The sequence below is a fragment of the Pseudomonas sp. EA_35y_Pfl2_R111 genome (genome assembly GCF_963970955.1).
In the GTDB taxonomy this organism is placed as follows: domain Bacteria; phylum Pseudomonadota; class Gammaproteobacteria; order Pseudomonadales; family Pseudomonadaceae; genus Aquipseudomonas.
The window spans coordinates 104,477-124,494 of the sequence record NZ_CAXAOM010000005.1 but is presented as its reverse complement, the minus strand read 5'-3'; the positions used below and the strand labels follow the sequence as shown (position 1 = coordinate 124,494).

Annotated in this window: 18 protein-coding genes; 12 read left to right on the top strand and 6 right to left on the bottom strand. The window is 63.3% G+C overall.

The features are described from left to right. Window positions 1–103: 103 nt before the first annotated feature. Together AACY25_RS18215 and AACY25_RS18210 are read right to left on the bottom strand one after the other, a co-directional pair. Window positions 104–715 (bottom strand): hypothetical protein, encoded by a 612-nt coding sequence (locus AACY25_RS18215; RefSeq protein WP_339526494.1) that lies wholly within the window; start codon window positions 713–715, stop codon window positions 104–106. A 53-nt stretch (window positions 716–768) separates the two neighbouring features. Then, window positions 769–1,230, bottom strand: coding sequence for a PAS domain-containing protein (locus AACY25_RS18210; protein ID WP_339412401.1), 462 nt, complete (start codon window positions 1,228–1,230; stop codon window positions 769–771). 112 nt (window positions 1,231–1,342) lie between these two features. Between AACY25_RS18210 and AACY25_RS18205 the strand changes: the two genes are divergently transcribed. From AACY25_RS18205 to AACY25_RS18170, 8 genes are all read left to right on the top strand, one after another. Further along, window positions 1,343–1,795 carry a flavodoxin gene (locus tag AACY25_RS18205; RefSeq protein WP_339526492.1) on the top strand — a complete coding sequence of 151 codons (453 nt, stop codon included), beginning with the start codon at window positions 1,343–1,345 and terminating at the stop codon, window positions 1,793–1,795. Further along, the gene (locus AACY25_RS18200) at window positions 1,795–2,262 is read left to right on the top strand and encodes a cupin domain-containing protein (protein WP_339412397.1); all 468 of its coding nucleotides are present in this window, start codon (window positions 1,795–1,797) and stop codon (window positions 2,260–2,262) included. The genes AACY25_RS18205 and AACY25_RS18200 overlap by 1 nt, the downstream gene beginning before the upstream one ends. A gap of 99 nt (window positions 2,263–2,361) precedes the next feature. Further along, complete coding sequence (locus tag AACY25_RS18195) at window positions 2,362–3,144, top strand: class II aldolase/adducin family protein (protein ID WP_339526490.1); 783 nt, start codon at window positions 2,362–2,364, stop codon at window positions 3,142–3,144. Further along, window positions 3,141–4,046: an alpha/beta fold hydrolase gene (locus tag AACY25_RS18190; protein ID WP_339526488.1), complete on the top strand. Its 906-nt coding sequence runs from the start codon at window positions 3,141–3,143 to the stop codon at window positions 4,044–4,046. Before AACY25_RS18195 ends, AACY25_RS18190 begins: the two co-directional genes overlap by 4 nt. Continuing rightward, complete coding sequence (locus AACY25_RS18185; protein ID WP_339526486.1) at window positions 4,025–4,555, top strand: DUF1569 domain-containing protein; 531 nt, start codon at window positions 4,025–4,027, stop codon at window positions 4,553–4,555. The genes AACY25_RS18190 and AACY25_RS18185 overlap by 22 nt, the downstream gene beginning before the upstream one ends. Window positions 4,556–4,659: 104 nt before the next feature. Next, entirely contained in the window at window positions 4,660–5,121 is a 462-nt protein-coding gene (locus tag AACY25_RS18180; RefSeq protein ID WP_339526484.1) for a hypothetical protein, read from the top strand. Window positions 5,122–5,263: 142 nt separating this feature from the next. Then, window positions 5,264–6,175 (top strand): SDR family oxidoreductase, encoded by a 912-nt coding sequence (locus tag AACY25_RS18175; protein WP_339526482.1) that lies wholly within the window; start codon window positions 5,264–5,266, stop codon window positions 6,173–6,175. A gap of 194 nt (window positions 6,176–6,369) precedes the next feature. After that, the gene (locus AACY25_RS18170; RefSeq protein WP_339412388.1) at window positions 6,370–7,137 is read left to right on the top strand and encodes a crotonase/enoyl-CoA hydratase family protein; all 768 of its coding nucleotides are present in this window, start codon (window positions 6,370–6,372) and stop codon (window positions 7,135–7,137) included. A gap of 9 nt (window positions 7,138–7,146) precedes the next feature. On the opposite strand, the gene AACY25_RS18165 is transcribed toward AACY25_RS18170, so the two are convergent. Both AACY25_RS18165 and AACY25_RS18160 read right to left on the bottom strand, forming a co-directional pair. Further along, window positions 7,147–8,685, bottom strand: a complete 1,539-nt coding sequence (locus AACY25_RS18165) for a sigma-54-dependent transcriptional regulator (RefSeq protein ID WP_339526480.1) — start codon at window positions 8,683–8,685, stop codon at window positions 7,147–7,149. Between the two features lie 21 nt (window positions 8,686–8,706). Next, window positions 8,707–9,774 (bottom strand): AraC family transcriptional regulator, encoded by a 1,068-nt coding sequence (locus AACY25_RS18160; RefSeq protein WP_339526479.1) that lies wholly within the window; start codon window positions 9,772–9,774, stop codon window positions 8,707–8,709. Between the two features lie 159 nt (window positions 9,775–9,933). On the opposite strand from AACY25_RS18160, the gene AACY25_RS18155 reads away from it, so the two are divergent. After that, window positions 9,934–11,760 carry a long-chain-acyl-CoA synthetase gene (locus tag AACY25_RS18155; protein WP_339526477.1) on the top strand — a complete coding sequence of 609 codons (1,827 nt, stop codon included), beginning with the start codon at window positions 9,934–9,936 and terminating at the stop codon, window positions 11,758–11,760. Window positions 11,761–11,790: 30 nt separating this feature from the next. Here the strand turns inward: AACY25_RS18155 and AACY25_RS18150 are convergent, their stop codons facing one another. Beyond that, window positions 11,791–12,093, bottom strand: a complete 303-nt coding sequence (locus AACY25_RS18150; protein WP_339526475.1) for an I78 family peptidase inhibitor — start codon at window positions 12,091–12,093, stop codon at window positions 11,791–11,793. Window positions 12,094–12,331: 238 nt separating this feature from the next. Next, window positions 12,332–16,690, bottom strand: coding sequence for a DEAD/DEAH box helicase (locus tag AACY25_RS18145; RefSeq protein ID WP_339526473.1), 4,359 nt, complete (start codon window positions 16,688–16,690; stop codon window positions 12,332–12,334). 145 nt (window positions 16,691–16,835) lie between these two features. On the opposite strand from AACY25_RS18145, the gene AACY25_RS18140 reads away from it, so the two are divergent. The 3 genes from AACY25_RS18140 to AACY25_RS18130 all read left to right on the top strand — a co-directional run bounded on the left by AACY25_RS18140 (window position 16,836) and on the right by AACY25_RS18130 (window position 19,912). Then, window positions 16,836–17,765: an ABC transporter ATP-binding protein gene (locus AACY25_RS18140; protein WP_339526471.1), complete on the top strand. Its 930-nt coding sequence runs from the start codon at window positions 16,836–16,838 to the stop codon at window positions 17,763–17,765. Then, the gene (locus AACY25_RS18135; protein ID WP_339412381.1) at window positions 17,762–18,523 is read left to right on the top strand and encodes an ABC transporter permease; all 762 of its coding nucleotides are present in this window, start codon (window positions 17,762–17,764) and stop codon (window positions 18,521–18,523) included. The genes AACY25_RS18140 and AACY25_RS18135 overlap by 4 nt, the downstream gene beginning before the upstream one ends. A 159-nt stretch (window positions 18,524–18,682) precedes the next feature. Next, window positions 18,683–19,912 (top strand): RNA polymerase sigma factor, encoded by a 1,230-nt coding sequence (locus AACY25_RS18130; RefSeq protein WP_339526469.1) that lies wholly within the window; start codon window positions 18,683–18,685, stop codon window positions 19,910–19,912. The last annotated feature ends 106 nt before the right edge of the window (window positions 19,913–20,018 follow it).

Genomic DNA, 20,018 nt, shown 5'->3' with positions numbered 1-20,018 from the left:
GCCGGATTTTTTTATCCCTGCTGCAGGCATTTGTCCTGCACTTTAGGCCCGCCTGATAGCGGGTCTTTTTTTGTCCGGTATTTGCTCTGCATTCTCGGGCGCTTCAGCAACGCACGATATGCAGCCGTTGTTCCTGCTGTAGGTGCTGCTGGTAGATAAACTGGCGCAGCTGCTCATCGCTTTGCGGGTCTTGGGGGTGGAGCTGATAGGCCAATAGGCCGTCCTCGGTTTCGCGTACGAATACCCCGGCCACGGCAATCGCCGTATGCTCGTCCACCGGCAGCACCAGCTGAAAACGCTTGGGCGCTTTGCGTCGTGCCCGATGCTCGATCAATGCGCCATTCATCGACAGCTGGTGAATCCACAGGTCACTGGGCTGCGCGCTTGGCGTGTGCAGCGGCAACGGCTCGGCCAGTGGCGAGCGCCAGGCGCGATTGACTTCACCTTCATCGAAAATCTGTGGAGCGCTGAGCTGCAGGCAGGGGGCGTTCTGCTCATCCCGGCTAAGGTGCAGGTCAAAGGTCAGGCGCTGATTGGCGATGTGTGCGTGCAGGCTCAGCGGTTCATCGGCTGTGCAGTGCAACAGCAGTTCGCTGAGCTGCTTGCCAATATCTACTGGCAGGCGCGGCTTGCTGCGCGACGGCGTCGTCACCGGTTCGTGCAACTGGCTGATAAACGTCAGTTCAGCCTGGGTCAGGAGGGCCTGTTCTTGCATGGATGCGGTCTAATATCGAGCTCTTGAAGCTGTTCTGACCGCTGCTATGGCGATTAGTTACTGCCGGTCGTCAGCTGCAAACGCAGCAGTTCGGCCTTGAGCTCGGCCAATTCAGCTTCCAATTCCTTCACCCGCTCCTGGGCCTGAACTTGTTCGGTGACGTTCTTCTGGATACCGATGTAGTACGTCAACTGGTCAGCATCGTTAACCACCGGGGTGATCGACAGTTCGTTCCAGAACGGCGTGCCGTCCTTGCGGTAGTTACGGATGATCTGCCGGCACGGACGGTGCGCCTTCACCGCTTCGCGGATAGCAGTCAGGCCCGGCTGATTGCGGTCATCGGCCTGCAGAAAGCGGCAATCTTGGTAAAGAATGTCTTCGCTGGCGTAACCGGTGAGCTTCTCAAAGGCGGGATTGGCATAGATCAGGATGTTGTCCTCACCTTCCTGTTCAGCCACCACGATGCCGTCGTTGGAGGCGTTGATCACCAGTTGCAGCAGTTTGGCGTTGATCATGAGGCGATTTCCCAGTCTATGTCGGCTGCATTCTAAAACATCCGGGCGGGCTGTCCACTTGCGGCATAATGCCGAGCTTATTGATTTGGTTCTGACTGTTTCGGAGTTTTGCATGAAGATCGCCATCCTTTCCGGTTCGGTGTACGGCACCGCCGAGGAAGTTGCCCGCCACGCCGAACGTCTACTCAACGCCGCCGGCCTTGAGGCCTGGCATAACCCACGCGCCAGCCTGGCGGATATTCAGGCCTTTGCTCCCGAGGCTTTTCTGGCGGTGACCTCGACCACCGGCATGGGTGAATTGCCGGATAACCTACAGCCGCTGTATTACGCCATTCGCGATCATCTGCCGGCCTGGAACGGCCTGCCGGGCGGGGTGATTGCCCTGGGTGATTCCAGCTATGGCGATACCTTCTGCGGCGGCGGTGAGCTGGTGCGCGAGCTGTATGCCGAGCTGGGCATCCGTGAGGTGCAGCCGATGCTGCGGCTGGACAGCAGCGAAAGCGTGACTCCGGAAACCGACGCGGAGCCTTGGTTGGCAGCGTTTATTGCGGCGCTGCAAGGCTGATGCACCCGCGCGCGCAGGAACTGATTAGCGCGCTGCAGTTGCAGGCGCATCCGGAAGGTGGCTATTACCGCCGCCTTTACGAATCGTCGGCGCAGCTGGAAAACGGCCGGCTGTGCGGCACTGCGATTATCTTCCTGTTGCCTGCCGGCGCGGTTAGCCGTTGGCACCGGGTGGACGCCGACGAGCTTTGGCACTTCTATGAAGGTGCGCCGCTGGAGCTGTTGGTAGCTGAGCAGCCGGATGCGGTGCGTGGTGCGCGATTGGGCCCGGTGACCATCGGCCAACTGCCGCAGCGCTTGGTGCCGGCTCATGCCTGGCAGGCGGCACGCAGCAGCGGGGCGTTTACCCTGGTCGGTTGCACGGTAACCCCGGGTTTCGACTTTGCCGGCTTCCAGCTGCTCAGTGATGATCCCCAGGCCCAGCGCGACTGGCCCATGCTTGCGCAGCTGCATCCCGAGCTGGTTTGACTCGCAAGGCCACCACGCTGGCCGCCAGAGCGACTCACCTTTGCGGCATCCCTCGCTAGACTCCTTGGCACTTCAATAACAAAAGCCGAGGAATCGATCATGACCGTTGCCCATGCACTGCCTGTTGTCAGCCTCAAGGATCAGGTGTCCGCTGCCGAATGGCAGACCCGCGTGGACCTGGCCGCCTGTTACCGGCTGATCGCCTTGTACGGCTGGGATGACCTGATTTTCACCCATATATCGGCGAAGATTCCCGGCAGCGAAGATTTCCTGATCAACCCCTACGGCCTGATGTTCCACGAGATCACCGCCTCCAGCCTGGTGAAGATCGACCTGGCCGGCAACAAGCTGATGGACAGCCCCTTCGACATTAATCCGGCCGGCTACACCATCCACAGCGCGGTGCACGAAGTGCGTCACGATGTCGGTTGCGTGTTGCATATCCACACGCCAGCGGGGATCGCCGTGTCGGCGCAGAAGCAGGGGTTGCTGCCGTTGTCGCAGCAGTCGCTGTTCGTCCTCGCCAGCCTGGCCTACCACGGCTATGAAGGCGTGGCGTTGAACCATGATGAGAAGTCGCGCCTGCAGGCGGATCTCGGCGAGAAGAACTTTATGATCCTGCCCAACCACGGCCTGCTTACCGCCTTCGGCAGCATCGCCGATGCCTTCCTCGGCATGTTCACCCTGCAGCGCGCCTGCGAGATTCAGGTGATGGCGCAAAGCGGCGGCACCGAGCTGATCCATATTCCGCAACAGGTTCTCGACGGTGCCCGGGCGATGATCGCCGGGGTGATGAAAAGCCCGCAGGGCATGGGCGGCGCACTGCCGTGGCCGGCGCTGCTGCGCAAGCTCGACCAACAGATGCCGGGTTATGCGGCATGACCGCGTTGCCTGGGATTGCCCTGGCGGATTGGCGTAGCGCGGGCCGGGATTTCAGCTTTAACGGCCATGGCATCCGCTACTGGACAGCCGGGCAGGGTGAGCCGTTGCTGCTGATTCACGGCTTCCCCACCGCCAGTTGGGATTGGCACTACCTATGGAGCGCTTTGGCCGAGCGGTATCAGGTAATTGCCTGCGATATGCTCGGCTTTGGCGACTCGGCCAAACCGCGCGGGCATGCCTATAGCCTGCTGGAACAGGCCGACCTGCAGCAGGCGCTGTTGGTGCATCTGGGTATCGCGAAGCCGGTGCATGTATTGGCCCATGATTATGGCGACAGCGTGGCCCAAGAGCTGCTGGCACGGCATCAAGAGGGTCGCGTGCAACTGGCCAGTTGCGTATTTCTCAATGGTGGGCTGTTTCCGGAAACCCATCGTCCGGTACTGGTGCAGAAGCTGCTGCTCAGCCCCATCGGCCCGCTGATCGGCCGGCTATTTAGCCGCAAAAAATTGGCAGCCAGCTTTGCCAAGGTATTCGGTCCGCAGACCCAGCCAAGCGTTAGCGAGCTGGATGATTTCTGGAGTCTGATTGCCGTCAACAACGGCCCAGGGGTGATGCACCGACTGATTCGCTATATGCCCGAGCGCCGCGTGCAGCGCGAGCGTTGGGTGGCGGCGATGCAGGCCACTGCTGTGCCGATGCGGGTGATTGATGGCGCTGTCGACCCAATCTCTGGGGCGCATATGGTGGCGCGTTACCGTGAGCTGATTGTCAAGCCGGACACCGTGCTGCTGGATGGCATTGGTCATTATCCGCAGACCGAGGCACCCGCAGAGGTGCTCGCGCATTTTGTGCAGTTCCGTGAACGGCTGGAGGCCAACGAATGCAACGACGTACTCTCCTGAAAGGCGCCGCTCTTGGCGGTGTGGCGGCGCTGGGCGCGGGTTTCTGGGCATTGCCAAGTGGAGACGCGCCAGCTGCGGTAAGCCTCGATGCAGTCGGGAGGCTGCTGGCTGGCCTGGTCGATCAGCCGTTACTTAGCCTCAAGGGCTGGAGCCCGGCCGAGGTATTCAACCACTGCGCGCAGAGCATCGAGTACTCCATCAGCGGTTACCCCGAACTCAAGCCCGGCTGGTTCCGCAGCAGCGTTGGCCCGCTGGCGTTTAGCGTATTTGCCGCGCGGGGGGCCATGCGCCATCCGCTGAACGAGGCTATCCCCGGTGCCGCGGCCTTAAACTCGCCGGCCAGCCAAGCCCAGGCACTGCACCGTTTGCAGCAGGCTTTTGCCGACTTTGCCGCCTACCAGGGCGAGCTGCAGCCGCACTTTGCCTACGGCGCGCTAAGCCATGCCGACTATGCCCAGGCCCATGTGCTGCATCTGTATAACCACCTCAGCCTTATCCGTCCGGCCTGAATGCCTGCTTGAGTGAGTTGCGCGACCACTGATCAAAAACATCGAACCCTCGAAGCCAGCGCACAGTCGGTTTTTATGTACGCACTCACTACGAGGATGGAACGATGAATGACAAAACCAAGCTGTGCGCAATGATCTTCAGTGGCTTGCTGGCGTTTTCCGCCTTACCTGCTGTGGCAGGCGGTGCCTCACCGACCGGACCTACCGACCCGGCTGGACCAACCTCGCCGGTACCACCAAGCATCCCACCTGCTGATACCGATACCGGTATAAATAACGGTACCGACGCCAATACTAATGGCACGAGCCCTGGCCAGGGCACTGGCACCGGCACCGGTATGGATAATGGCACTGGCACTGGCACTGGCACGGGTATGGATAGTGGCACCGGCACCGGCACCGGCACGGGTACCGCGCCTGGTAATGGCGGCGGCTCCAATAACGGTGGAGCAGGTACCGGCACTGGTACTGGCACTAGCACTAGCACTAGCACTGGTAGTGGTAGCGGCACCGGCAGTGGTACGGGTAGCGGTGCCGGTAGCGGCGCTGGTACTGGCGGTCAGTAGTAACCAGTCAGTGAACCGCGCTCGGGTGGCAGGATCATCCTGCCACCTTATCGAGCACCATTCAGCGCTGCTCGTACCTATTGTGACCAGCGCTCGACTGCTGGACACTCGGGAGCATTGTTAATCTGCCGAGGAATGCTGCATGAGCGACGCCATCCGTTTTCAAGATCAGGTTGTAATTGTCACCGGAGCCGGCGGCGGCCTGGGTCGTGCCCATGCACTGCTGTTCGCCAAGCACGGTGCCAAGGTGGTGGTCAATGATCTGGGCGGCAGCACCCACGGGGAAGGCGCCAACGCTTCGGCAGCGGACAAAGTGGTCGAGGAAATTCGCGCTGCTGGCGGCACCGCAGTGGCCAACCATGACTCGGTGACCGACGGCGAGAAGATCGTGCAGTGCGCCTTGGGCAACTTTGGCCGCATTGATGTGGTGGTGAATAACGCCGGCATCCTGCGCGACAAGACCTTCCACAAGATGGAAGACGCCGACTGGGATCTGGTTTACAAAGTCCACGTCGAAGGCGCCTACAAAGTCACCCGCGCCGCCTGGCCGCATATGCGCGAGCAGGGTTATGGCCGCATCATCTTCACCGCATCCACTTCGGGCATCTACGGCAACTTCGGCCAGTCCAACTACGGCATGGCCAAGCTGGGCCTGTACGGCCTGACTCGTACCCTGGCCATCGAAGGGCGCAAGAACAACATCCTGGTGAACGCCATTGCCCCTACCGGCGGCACGCGCATGACCGAAGGGTTGATCCCGCCGCAGGTGTTCGAGCAGCTCAAGCCCGAGCTAGTCAGCCCGCTGGTGGTGTACCTGGCCAGTAGCGCCTGCGAAGAAACCTCCGGGTTGTTCGAAGTCGGCGGTGGTTGGATGGGCAAAGTGCGTTGGGAACGCAGCCTCGGCGCCGGTTTCGACCCGCGTGAAGGCTACAGCCCGGAGGATGTGGCCGCCAACTTTGCGCAGATCTGCGACTTCGAAGGCGCAGCTCATCCGAAGGACAATATCGAGGCGATGAAAGAGATGATGGCCAACCTGCAGAAGTTCGCCCTCTGATTGCGCCACTCTGGCGGGGAGATCGGTCAGCAGGCTGATTTCCACCGCGCAGGGCTTTAAGGTGAAGGCCGGCTAAATGCCGGCCTTCGGCTTTTTAGCTGTAGGAGCGGGCCATGCCCGCGAAATGACCATCGCGGCAATGGGCGTGGGCGTCCCGACGTTCCTACATCGAACACACTGCGCAGGAGTTCGCCATGAGCGTCATCATCGAAAAAACTGGCCCAGTTACCACCTTGATCATTAACCGCGCCCAGGTGCGCAACGCCGTCGATCGGCCAACTGCCGAGGCGCTGGCTGCGGCCCTGCGAGCCTTCGAGGACGATAAGCAAGCGCGGGTGGTGGTGTTGGCGGGTGCCGGCGGGACCTTCTGCGCCGGTGCTGATCTGGGCGCGGTGGCCGAGGGTGCTGAGCGTGCCAATCGCCTGGAAACCGAGGGCGACGGACCGATGGGGCCAAGCCGCATGCAGCTAAGCAAACCGCTGATCGCCGCCATCGAAGGCCACGCGGTAGCCGGCGGTCTGGAGCTGGCGCTGCTCGCCGACCTGCGGGTGATGGCCGATAACGCCGTGCTCGGGGTGTTCTGCCGACGTTTTGGCGTGCCGCTGATTGACGGCGGCACCGTGCGCTTACCACGGATTATCGGCCAGGGACGCGCGCTGGATCTGATTCTGACGGGGCGTCCGGTAATGGCCGAAGAGGCGCTAAGCATGGGGCTGGTCAATCGGGTGGTCGCAGCTGGCAGCGCGTTGGCCGTCGCCCAGCAACTGGCCTTGGAAATTGCCGGCTTCCCGCAACGTTGCATGCTCGCCGACCGCGCCAGCGCCTATGCGCAGTGGGACTTGCCGTTCGCCGAAGCCATGGCTAATGAATTTGTCGGCGGCATGGCGGTGGTCGCCAGTGGTGAAACCCAGGCCGGCGCGCAGCGCTTCAAGGAAGGCACTGGGCGTCACGGCACGTTCTGAGCGGCGTATTTACGGCTTGCCCGGAATCCCGTATTTGCGCAAGCGCATGGCAATCGCGCTGTGCGAAGTGTGCAGGCGGGTTGCCAGTTGCCGGGTCGAAGGGTGGCTGGGGTAGAGCTTCTCCAGCAGATTCTTTTCGAAGGCGTCCACCGCCGCTTCCAGGCTGCTGACTTCGCCATCGGCCTGCTGCGCGGCCACGGCGGTGCCGGCGATATCCAGATCATCGATCTGCACCAGATTGCTTTCGCAGATGGCAGCGGCGCGGAAGATCACGTTTTGCAACTGGCGCACGTTGCCCGGCCAGCGGTTGCCCAGCAGCGCCGGGTAGGTGTCGGGCGTCAGGCGGCAGGGCAGGCGCTGGATCTGCGCGCAGGCCTGCTGCATAAAGTGCCGCGCCAGCAGCAGGATGTCCTGGCCGCGTTCGCGTAGCGGCGGTACTTCCAGGTTAAGCACGTTGAGGCGATAAAACAGGTCCTCACGGAATGCGCCTTCACCGACCATCTTTTCCAGGTTGCGGTGGGTGGCGCTGAGGATGCGCACATTGACCTTGACCTCGCTCTGCCCGCCGACGCGGCGAAAGCTGCCGTCGCTTAAAAAACGCAGCAGCTTGGCCTGCAGGTAAGGCGACATTTCACCAATCTCATCGAGAAACACCGTGCCTTGGTTGGCCAGCTCCAGCAGCCCCGGCTTGCCGCCACGCTGGGCGCCGGTAAAAGCGCCGGGGGCGTAGCCGAATAGCTCGCTTTCGGCGAGGTTCTCCGGCAAGGCCGCGCAGTTCAACGCAAGAAACGGCGCAGTACGCCGCGTGCTGATGGCATGGCAGGCGCGGGCGACCAGTTCCTTGCCGGTGCCGGTTTCGCCTTGTATCAGCAATGGCGCATCCAGGGTGGCGACGCGCTGGGCGCGGGTTTTCAGGCTGCGGATCGGCGCGGAATCACCGAGCAGCGAATCAAAACCTTCGGCGTGGTCATGGTGCAGCGCCGCCAGGCGTTCGCCGATACGGCTCGGCGCGTACAGGCTAAGCAAACCGCCGGCCAGATGCCGTGCGCCGCCGTCGACGCCTTCGGTGATCGGTTGCGCATCCAGCAGCAGGGCCTGGCCCTTGAGCGTGACCTCGCGCATCGGCAGGCGGAAGCCCTGGTCGAGCAGTTCCGTTTGCAACTGCTGGTCGGCGAATAGCTCGCCAATGCCCAGCCCATCAGGTTGCTGGCCGGACAGCTCAATCAGCGCCGGGTTAGCCAACAGCACGCGGCCCTGGCTGTCGACCGCCAGCACGGGGTCGGTCATGGCGGCGAGCAGGGCGTCGAGTTGCAGATGACGACGCTGGCCGGGGAGGATGTCGACGACGGTTACCGCCTGCACGCCATGGACCTTGAACAGCGCCTCGCGCAGCTCATCGAGCACTGCGGGGCTCAGGGTCGGCGCGTCGATATACACGTTCGGCGGCACCATCTCTACCGCGTCCAGGTTGAGATTGCGCCCGCCGAGCAGGGCCAGCACTTCCTGGGTGATGCCAACGCGATCGATAAAGGTGACGTGAATACGCATGGAAACGGGCGGCCGACTGGTTTACAGGTGCGCCAGTATGCCCGGTCTGCGAGCCTTAGTTAAATCTGTCGACTCGCCGGCAACCTGTTGTTGGTAGGCTTTCGGTGACAGGCCAAACCAGCCTTTGAAGGCTTTGTAGAAGGCGCTTGGCTCGCTGAAACCCAGTTCGCGGCTGAGCGCCTCGATCCGGCAGCCGGGCTGCTGCAGCCGTTGCAGCGCGTGTTGGCGACGTACTTGGGCCAACAGGTCAGAGAAGCAGCAGTCTTCTGCACGCAGGTGCCGGTGCAGGGTTTGCCGGCTGATGGTCAGGTGCCGCGCTATACCGTCTGCCGACAGATCTCCGCTGAGCAGGTTCTGCTCGATCAACTGCAGCACCTGCAAGCGGGTGCTGTGCTGCGTTGGCAATTGAGCCTGCATAGCACTCACGCGTTGCTGCATCAGGTCCTTGAGATAGGCATTGGCCCCCAGCACTGCTAGCTGTAGATCACTCTCCAGCAGGTCGAGGTAATCGAAGGGCTCGGCAAAGCGTGGCTGCACCCCGAATACCTGCCGGTAGATCGTCGGGGGCGCCAGTGGTGCATGGCGAAAGCCCACGGCCTGCGGCATCAGTCGCACCCCCGTGAGCTGACGCGCCCAGCACAGCGCGGAACTGAGGCTGTGCTCGCTGACTACGGGGTGGCCGAGCAACGGCGCGTTGAACAGAAAGTGGATACGCACCCGCCCGCCCAATGGCTCGACGCGCAGGTGCTCGCCCTCGCTCATCACTGGGATATAGCGGCGAAACAGTTCAATGGCCTCACCCAGCGTGGCGCTCTGTGCGGCCAAATGGGCAACTGGCCCGCGGGTGTGCAGGCCGCGCTGCTGGCCAACGAGCAGGCCGATCTCCGCACGTGCACCACGGCTGGCTGCGCGCTGCCAGAGGTGCAAGGCCCAGCGCACCGGCACGCGCATCTCCAGGTTTTTCAACTGCTCCAGCTCGACGCCCAATTCGTCCAGGTCATCCGGGCCGGCCAGGTCGAACCCCTGCAGAGACAGGTACAGATCAAGCAACTGTGAAGCGGTTGCACTAGGTGTGTGGGCCAGTGGCATGGGATGTCCTTTTCCAACCAAGAGGTGCTCGATTGTGCGCCGTCGGTGAGACAAATTGCCACTGCGATGCAACCTCTGGCTATTAAACGCACAGCAGCGAGCGACTAGATTGACCGGCAAACAACATCGAGTGCTTCGCACCGCCTGGAGTCCTGCACCATGAGTCATGCTGACCTGATCACCTTGCCCCGCCTGCTGTCCCGCTTGCCTCGTTTGCTTGTCGATCTGCCCGCTATCGTCAAGGGGCTGCATATTGGCAACCGCAGCCGTGGCGCTTACCCCGTCAGTCTGGCCAGTTGTATCGAGGAAGCGGCGCGCGACAATCCGCATGGCGTGGCGCTGATTCAGGGCGACGAACAACTGAGCTACGCCGAGTTTGACCGTTGGGCTAACCAGTTGGCGCACTACCTGCGTGCCCAGGGTTTGCGCCAGGGCGACAGCGTGGCGCTGATGTTCGAGAACCGCTTCGAGCTGCTCGCTGGTGTCGTTGCCTGCGCCAAGCTTGGTGCGGTCAGCGCACTGATCAACAGCAGCCAGCGCGGCCGCGTGCTGGCCCACAGCATCAGCCTGGCAACGCCGCGCATGGTGCTGGTGGGTGAGGAGTTGCGGGAAGCCTTTACGGAAATCGCCGCTGAAGCGGCGCTGCCGGCCGATGCCTGTCATTACTTTGCCGACCGTCCCACCTGGCGCGATCCAGGTGAGGCGCCGGCCGGCTGGCAGCACCCGGCCGCCGCGCTGCACGATTATCCCGTCGATGCGCCGTTGCTGGAACGCGCGGTACGCGCCGACGACCCCTGTTTCTATATCTACACCTCAGGCACCACCGGGTTGCCGAAAGCCGTGGTGTTCAACCACGGGCGCTTTATGAAGGGCTACGGTGCCTTCGGTTTTGCTGCCGTGCGCCTGGGCCGCGAGGACCGCATGTACGTCAGCCTGCCGTTCTATCACGGCACCGCCATGGTGGTGTGCTGGGGCTCGGTACTGGCCGGCCAGGCGGCGCTGATCATGGTGCGCAAGTTCAGCGCCAGCCGTTTCTGGGATGAAGTGGAGCAGCACCGGGCGACCGCCTTCGGTTATGTCGGCGAGCTGTGCCGCTACCTGCTCGACCAGCCGGTACGCCCCAGCGACGCCACCAATCCGATCCGCGTGATGGTCGGGAACGGCCTGCGTCCGAGCATCTGGCAGGCGTTCAAGCAGCGTTTCGCGGTCGAACGGGTGGTTGAGCTGTATGCCTCCAGCGAGGGCAATATCGGCTTTACCAATCTGCTCAATCTCGACAACACCGTGGGCTTCTCGCCCTATCCCTACGCCATTGTTCGCTACGACCAGGAGCGCGAGGCACCGCTGCGTGAGAACGGCCACCTGCAGCGTGTGGCCAAAGGCGAGGCGGGCCTGTTGCTGGGCAAGATCACCGACAAATCGCCGTTCCATGGTTACACCAATACCCGTGACACCGAACGCTGCATCCTGCGCGATGTGTTCGAGCCCGGTGACGCCTGGTTCAACACGGGCGACCTGATGCGCGATATGGGCTTTCGCCATGCACAGTTTGTCGACCGCCTGGGAGACACCTTCCGCTGGAAGGGCGAGAACGTTTCCACCACCCAGGTCGAGGCGGTGCTCGATGCTGTCGTCGATGTCAGCGAGACTGTGGTCTATGGCGTCGAAGTACCCAACACCAACGGGCGTGCCGGTATGGCCTGCATCCGTCTGGCCTGCGCGCCGGATGGTTTTGATTTTCAGGCGCTGCTAACCCACCTGCGCCAGGAGCTGCCGGCCTACGCCGTGCCGCTGTTCTTGCGGCTGAGCGCAGCAATGGAAACCACCGGAACCTTCAAGCACAAGAAAGCCCCATTGAAGGAGCAAGGCTATGACCTCGAACGCTGCAGCGATCCGCTGTATGCCTGGCTGCCCGGCAGTGATCGTTACGTGCCACTGACCCGCGAGTTGCAAGCGACTATCGCCGCAGGTGGTTACCGCTACTAAGGACTAACAACCTGTCACGACTGAGCCGCATTACCCGCACGTCAGACGAATAATCGCTTCGCTTTCATCGATATCGATATTCAGGCGCTGCGGGTTGTAATCCATGGTGGCGGCGTCGCCTGGGGCGAGTACGCGGACCTTTTCCGCGCCGGCCTGCCGGCGGGTCTGTTCGACGGTTTCCGCCGAGGCGAACTGGCCGAGCATGGTTTGTACGGCCTCGGCGGTGCATTCGCTCGGCGGCTCGGCGGCTTGCTCGCTCGCCGTATCGCGGGAACCGCAGCCGGTCAGGGCGACCAGCAGGAGCAAGCCGATGGGGAACAGTCTGGCGGACATGCGCAAATCCTCGTTTCGATATCAGATCGCCGGCGCTGCGGCGGTATGCCTGTTTACCATAGGCCAAGGGATAAATGAGCGTCGGCTATCTCATCAGGTGACGTATGCACGCGGGCAAAAGCCCTCCGAGCGGCAGTGGGCTGGCGCTCGGAGGAGGGCGCGGCGGTCGATGGCGGGCGTGGCGGTGTGCGCCGCGACAATCGCCGCAAGCCCGACCTACCAATGAGCGTGGTTGGCTTTAGGGCTGTGATCCGGCGCGATAGGGGCGCTGACTCGGGGGCGTTGGCAGGCCGGGTTGGCGGATCAGCGCGGCTTGCCATTCGCCTGCGGTGAAAGTGTCGGCCTGTTGCAGCAGCTGGATCTTGCCGGCGATCAGGTTCGCGACCGGCACGCCGTCGCGGTATAGCAGGCGGTTGCCGGCCAGGGCCGGCACCTTGTTACCGGGCAGCAGGGTGCCGAGCAGGTTCAGCGGGTCGCAGGCGGAGAGGCTGATCAAGGTGCCGTCGCTCGGGCGTTTGCGCACCTCACGCAACAGCGCGACGGCTTCTGGCAGGGCGAATTGTTCGCCGACCACGCCGGCGACGAAGCGCCCGCCGCGGATTTCGCCGCGTGCTTCCAGACGTTGATAGACCCGTAGGAGTTCGCGCCAGGACGGCAGCCAGTCGGCCTCGCGCTCCAGCAGGCGCCAGCAGACCACGCCATAGCGGCGCAGCAGCGTGCGGGCGATATGTTCCAGAGCTTCGGCGTTCGGTTTGTTTTCGGCTTCCTCGCCACGACCGCGCAGCAGCGCCCAGCGGCCGGCGTCCTGCATATTGGCCAGGGCGCGGTGGGCGCGGCGCTTTTGTTGGTTGCGTTTGGCCGCCGGCAACAGCAGCGAGCGCAGCCCGGCGAAGCTGTCGGCATTGGCCAGGCCGAGGGCCACCAGTTCGCCGAGGCAATCCTCCAGTTCGCTGCGTAGCAGATGCGCTTCGTCCTGCAATTCGTCGAAGAACAGCGCGCCCTGGTTGGCCAGTACCTGGCGCAGGCGTTCGGCGCGTGGCGAGGGTTCGGCGGTTGGCGTTTCGCCCAAACAGGCACGCCACAAACCGAGGCTCTTGCGCGGCAGCAGCACGATAGGCGTGCTGCGCAACGGGCCGCCGCTGGAGCGGTTGCGCCCGGCCAGGCGACACCATATCAGCCGTCCGGAGCGACACAGATCGTCGAGCCAGTTGATCCCGTAATCGCTGACCCGGCTCGGCAGTATTTCGCTTTCCCAAGCGCCGGCCGCCTGGAAACCTTCCAGCAGGGCCAATATCCCGGCCAGGGTTTCGGCGCCGCGCCCCCGGTTGCTCGGCGCCACGCGCTGCCAGTCAAACAGAAAACGCATAAAGTCGGCGCGGTCCACTGGCTCGATTTCGCGGCGCAGGCGTTTGACCGTGTAGCGATGGATACGCGCTAACAGATGACGTTCACACCACTCTTCTTCCAGGCTGCCTGGCGAAAATCGCCCGCGCAGCACGTAGCCTTCGCGCTCCAGGGCGAGCAGGGCGAGATTGATCGCCGATTCATCCTGGCGCAGATCAGCGGCGATTCGCGTCAGGCTCAAGGGCCCGAAGCCGCTAAGGCGGGCGCGCAGCAGCTCGACCAGGGCCGCGTCCGCTTGCCACTCCGCATCGAAGCCGGCCGGCGCCTGGATCGTTGGTTTGAACATGGCGTGCGGCTGCAGCGCCTGCCATTGGTTAAGGCGTTCGGCCGCCAGCCATAGCGTCGGTCCGCCATCCAGATGCAGGCAGGTAGCGCGTTTGCCTTTGGCCAACTGCGCCAGCCACGCAGGCCAGCCGCTATTGGCCTGCGCCTCGGCCTGGGTGATGGCGCCGAGGCTGAGCAAGGCTTCGTGCATCTCGTCGGCGTCGCGTACCTCGGGCCAGGCTTCCTGGCGCACCGCGTCTATAGCCTCGGCATCCAGGGCGCCGAGGTCGTCGCCGGAGGCCGGGTCGCTCCAGCGCCGGCTCTGTACCGCCTGGGTGCGGCGTTCCTCGATTGGAGCGTCGTCGAGGTAGGCGTAGGGCCGGGCATTGAGAATTTCCGCAGCCAGCGCCGAGGGCGCCGGCAGGTCGCGGGCGATCAGCTCTATATCGCCGGCTTCCATGCGTCGCAGCAGGGCCAGCCAGGCTTCGCTGTCCATGGCCTGGTGCAGGCAGTCGTCGAGGGTCTGCGCCACCAGCTGATGGTCGGGAATTTCGCGTTCGTAGACGATATTTTCCAGGCAGGCCACCTGGTCGGGAAACACCGTGGCCAGCAGGTCTTCGCTGCGCATGCGTTGCAACTGCGGCGCCACCTTGCGGCCACCGGTGAAACGCGGCAGGGCCAGGGCGACGCCGGCGTTCCAGCGCCAGCGCACGGCAAACAGCGGCGCATCCAGCACGGCCTGAATCAGCAGTTGCTCGGCGCTGTTGGAATGCAGGTAGCGCCACACCTCGTCCAGCGGAAAGCTTTGGCTGGTGGCCAGTGAGAGGATCAACGCGTCCTCGGTGGCGGCGGCTTGCAGTTCGAAGTTGAAGCTGCGGCAGAAGCGCTTGCGCAGCGCCAGGCCCCAGGCCCGGTTGAGGCGGCTGCCGAAGGGCGAATGGATGATCAGCTGCATGCCGCCGGATTCGTCGAAGAAGCGCTCCATCACCAGCCGCCGCTGGGTCGGCAGGCCGCCCAAGGAGGCGCGGGCACGGGCCAGGTATTCGACTATCTGTTGCGCAGCGGATAGGTCGAGGCCGATGGTTTGCATCAGCCAGGTGATGGCGTTTTCGATTGGGTTTTCGTGGCTCAGGCGCTGCTCGATCTGCTCGCGCAGCCGCGCCACCCCGGCCGACAGCTCGTCGCTGCGCCCCGGTGCTTCGCCGAGCCAGAACGGGATATTCGGCGGCTGGCCCTGGGCGTCCTCAACCCGCACCTTGCCCGGTTCCACGCGCAGGATGCGGTAGGACTGGTTGCCCAGTTGGAACACGTCGCCGGCCAGGCTCTCGACGGCGAAGTCCTCGTTGAGCGTGCCGACCTGAAAGCCCTGGGGTTCCAGCAGCACGCTGTAATCGCCGGCATCGGGGATGGTGCCGCCGCTGGTGATAGCTGTCAGGCGCGCGGCGCGCCGGCCGCGCAGGCGACGATTCACCGCGTCGCGATGCAGGTAGGCGGCGCGTACGCCCTGGCGGCCGCTATAGCCTTCGCTGAGCATCTTCAACAAGGCGTCGAAGCTGGCGCGGGGCAGGTCGTTATAGGGCGCAGCGCGGGTCAGCAACTGATAGAGCTCGTCCTCGCCCCACTCGCGGCAGGCCACCTCGGCGACTATCTGCTGGGCCAGCACGTCCAGCGGCGCATGGGGAATTTGCAGGGCATCCAGCTCGCCGCGTTGCACGCAGTCGAGCAGCGCGGCGCACTCGATCAGCTCATCGCGCGATTGCGGAAACAGCCGGCCCTTGGGCGTGCCGCCGACGCTGTGGCCGGAGCGGCCGACCCGCTGCAGAAACGCGGCGATGCTGCGTGGCGAGCCGAGCTGGCAGACCAGTTCGACTTCGCCGATATCGATGCCCAGCTCCAGCGAAGCGGTGGCTACCAGCACGCGCAGCTCGCCGCGCTTGAGGCGCTGTTCGGCATCCAGGCGCAGCTCCTTGGCCAGGCTACCATGGTGGGCGGCGACCGCCTCAATGCCCAGGCGCTCGGATAGATGACGGCTCGCGCGCTCGGCCAGGCGCCGGGTGTTGACGAACACCAGGGTGGTGCGGTGTTGCTGCGCCAGTTCGGCCAGGCGTTCGTAAACCTTGTCCCAGGTTTCGTTGCTCATTACCGCATCGAGCGGCACGGGCGGGACTTCGATGGCCAGGTCACGGGCGCGGGTGTAGCCGATATTGACGATATGGCAGGGGTCAGCTTGGTGACTGCCGAGCAGAAAGCGCGCCACTGCCTCCAGCGGTTTTTGCGTGGCGGACAGGCCGATGCGTACCAGGCGCCGTTGGCACAGCGCCTCCAGGCGTTCGAGGCTGAGCATCAGGTGGCTGCCGCGTTTGCTACCGGCAATGGCGTGGATTTCATCGACGATCAGGCTGCGACAATCGGCCAGCATCGCGCGTCCGGACTCGGAACCGAGCAGTACATAGAGCGATTCCGGGGTGGTCACCAGGATATGCGGCGCCTGCTTGCGCATCGCCAGGCGCTCAGCCTGGGTGGTGTCGCCGGTGCGTACCGCAGTGCGGATCTGCACATCGGCCAGGCCCTGGCGTTGCAGCTCGGCACGGATGCCGGCCAGCGGCTCTTCGAGATTGATGCGGATATCGTTGGACAGCGCCTTGAGCGGTGAGACGTAAAGCACGCTGCAACGATCGGCCAGCTCGCCGCCCTCGGCCAACCCTTCGCGCACCAGGGCGTCGATGGCGGCGAGAAAGGCGGTCAGCGTCTTGCCCGAGCCGGTGGGCGCTGCCACCAGCGTCGAACGGCCGGCGGCAATCGCCGGCCAGGCCTCGATCTGCGCCGGCGTCGGCGCGCCGAAGCGTTGGCGAAACCAGGCCGCGACTGCTGGGTGAAATGTCGCCAGCGCAGCGTCGGCCGGAGTGGTTATGGCAGGGATAGCGTCCATGCGGTCCATCATGCTGGCGTGGCGGCTTCGTCTCAATGGCCGCTTATCCAGACTGCATCATTGCCACCCGTACACGCGGGGCTTGCTTCGCCCCCCCAAAGGTTTCATACACTCTGCGCTTGTATTCTTCAGCCAAGGCCATCCCGTGCAACCGGTGATCTCGATTCAGCAACTGAGCAAGACCTACGCATCCGGCCATCCGGCGCTGCAAAACATCGACCTGGATATCCGCAAGGGCGAGATATTCGCCTTGCTCGGCCCCAACGGCGCCGGCAAGACCACGCTGATCAGCATTATTTGCGGCATCGTCAATCCCGGTTCCGGCAAGGTGCTGGTGGGCGGCCACGACATCATCAAGGACTACCGCGCCGCCCGTGGGCAGATCGGCCTGGTTCCGCAGGAGCTGGTCAGCGATGTGTTCGAGACCGTCTGGGCGACGGTGAAATTCAGCCGTGGGCTGTTCGGCAAGAAGCCCGATGCGGCCTATCTCGAACAACTGCTCAAGGATTTGTCGCTGTGGGACAAGCGTGACGCGAAGATTTTCGAACTGTCCGGCGGCATGAAGCGCCGGGTAATGATCGCCAAGGCGCTCTCCCATGAACCGCAGATTCTGTTTCTCGACGAACCTACCGCCGGCGTCGATGTGGAGCTGCGCCGCGATATGTGGAACATGGTGCGCCGTCTGCGTGAGCGTGGCGTGACCATTATCCTCACCACCCATTACATCGAAGAGGCCGAGGAAATGGCCGACCGCATTGGGGTGATCAGCAAGGGCCGGATCATTCTGGTGGAAGACAAGCAGGCGCTGATGCACAAGCTCGGCAAGAAACAACTGACCCTGCAACTGCAGCAACCGTTGGCAAGCATTCCCGCCGAGCTTACGCGCTACGCGTTGGAGCTGGCTGATGATGGCCATGCCCTGGTGTTTACCTTTGATGCGCAAAGCGAACATACCGGCATCGCTGAGCTGCTCAAGGATTTGGCCCAGCACGGCATCGACTTCAAGGATTTGCAGTCCAGCCAAAGCTCGCTGGAAGAAATCTTTGTCAGCCTGGTCAAGGAGTCGCGCGCATGAATTTCTATGCCATCAAGGCCATTTATCTGTTCGAACTGGCGCGCACCTGGCGCACCCTCCTGCAGAGCATCGCCACCCCGGTAATCAGCACATCGCTGTATTTTGTGGTGTTCGGCTCAGCCATCGGCTCGAGCATGACCCAGGTACAGGGCGTCAGTTACGGCGCGTTTATCGTGCCGGGGCTGATCATGCTGGCGCTGCTCACAGAGAGCATCTCCAACGCCTCGTTCGGTATCTATATGCCCAAGTACTCGGGGAGCATCTACGAGCTGCTGTCGGCGCCGGTGTCCTACCTGGAAATCCTTGTCGGCTATGTCGGCGCGGCAGCTACCAAGTCGATCATTCTCGGCTTGGTGATCCTGCTCACCGCGCGGCTGTTTGTGGATTTCGAGATTCTCCACCCGTTCTGGATGCTGGCGTTTCTGGTGCTCACTGCGCTGACCTTCAGCCTGTTCGGCTTCATCATCGGCGTCTGGGCCGATGGCTGGGAGAAGCTGCAGGTAGTGCCGGCGCTGATTGTCACGCCGTTGACCTTTCTCGGCGGCGCTTTCTACTCAATCAGCATGCTGCCGCCGGCCTGGCAGACAGTGACGCTGTTCAACCCGGTTGTGTACCTGATCAGCGCCTTTCGCTGGAGTTTCTATGGCGTGTCCGACGTCAAAGTCGGCCTGAGCCTGGCGATGATCCTCGGCTTTCTGCTGCTGTGCATTCTGGCCGTGGGCTTTATCTTCAAAACCGGTTATCGGCTGAAAAGCTGACATAAAGCTGATTGCGGTAGATCCTATGTTTATCTGCAAGGCCTGCAACTTTGTAGGGAGGATCGGGACGCGTAGCCGACGCTGTTTTCATCCACCAACCGCGATGGTGGATGAAAACAGCGTCATCCACCCTACATAACTCTGTTAGTGGGAGGCGTGATGGATACGGCCTGGCAGGCCCAGCTGGCGCAGCTCTACCGCAATGAATCGCGCCGCGTGCTGGCTACCCTGATTCGCCTGCTGGGCGATTTTGACCTGGCCGAGGAGGCGCTGCACGAAGCCTTTCGCGCGGCCATGGAGCAGTGGCCGCAGAGCGGTGTGCCGGCCAATCCACGGGCCTGGCTGGTGTCGGCGGGCCGCTTCAAAGCCATCGACAACCTACGCCGGCAGCGGCGTTTTCAACCCTTGGATGACCACCTTGACTTGGCCGATGACGCGCTGCTGGACGAGGGCGAGTCGCTCGAAGACGACCGCCTACGGCTGATCTTCACCTGCTGCCACCCGGCGCTGGCCAGCGATGCCCAGGTAGCCCTGACCCTGCGCGAAGTCTGCGATCTAGGCACCGAGGACATCGCCCGCGCCTTCCTCACCACGCCCGCCACCCTGGCGCAGCGCATCGTTCGCGCCAAGGCGAAAATTCGCGATGCACGTATCCCCTATGAAATGCCTGGACGCAGCGAATTGCCGGAGCGTTTGGACGCCGTGCTACGGGTGATTTACCTGGTATTCAACGAAGGCTATTTCGCCAGCTCCGGCGATTCGCTGACTCGCGCGCACCTGTCCGATGAGGCCATCCGCCTGGCGCGTTTGCTGCTGGAGCTGCTGCCCGAACCGGAAGTGCAGGGCCTGCTGGCGCTGATGCTGTTGCACGAGTCGCGGCGCAGTGCGCGCAGCTCGGCCAGCGGTGAAGTGGTGCTGCTGGAGGCGCAGGACCGCCGCCAGTGGGACCGTGCGCTGATCGCCGAAGGCGACGCGCTGGTGCTGCAGGCTCTGCATTCGCGGCGTTTCGGCCCTTACACCCTGCAAGCGGCGATTGCCGCTGTGCATGCCGAAGCCGCCCACGCCGAACAGACCGACTGGGCGCAGATCGTCGGGCTCTACGATGCTTTGCTGCGGCTCAATCCCTCGCCGGTGATCGAGCTTAATCGCGCTGTGGCGGTGGCCATGCATGACGGCCCCGAGGCCGGGCTGGCGTTGATTGACGCGCTGCTGGCTAGTGGTGAGCTGGCCGATTACCACCTGGCCCATGCCGCTCGCGCTGATCTTAATCGCCGCCTGGGCCGTGTAGCGCCTGCGCGCGATGCTTATCAGCGGGCGCTTGAGCTGGCCCAGCAAGGCGCGGATCGGCAGTTTCTGCAGATGCGCCTGAATGAGTTGCCGACCGCCTAAGCCGCCATCCGCCTGGCGGATAAGCGCAGCTTGGCTACCGTTGGTCGGGCCTGAAAATATTTTGTATGGCGCTGTCGATTCAGCGTCGCGCCATTCGATTAGTCAG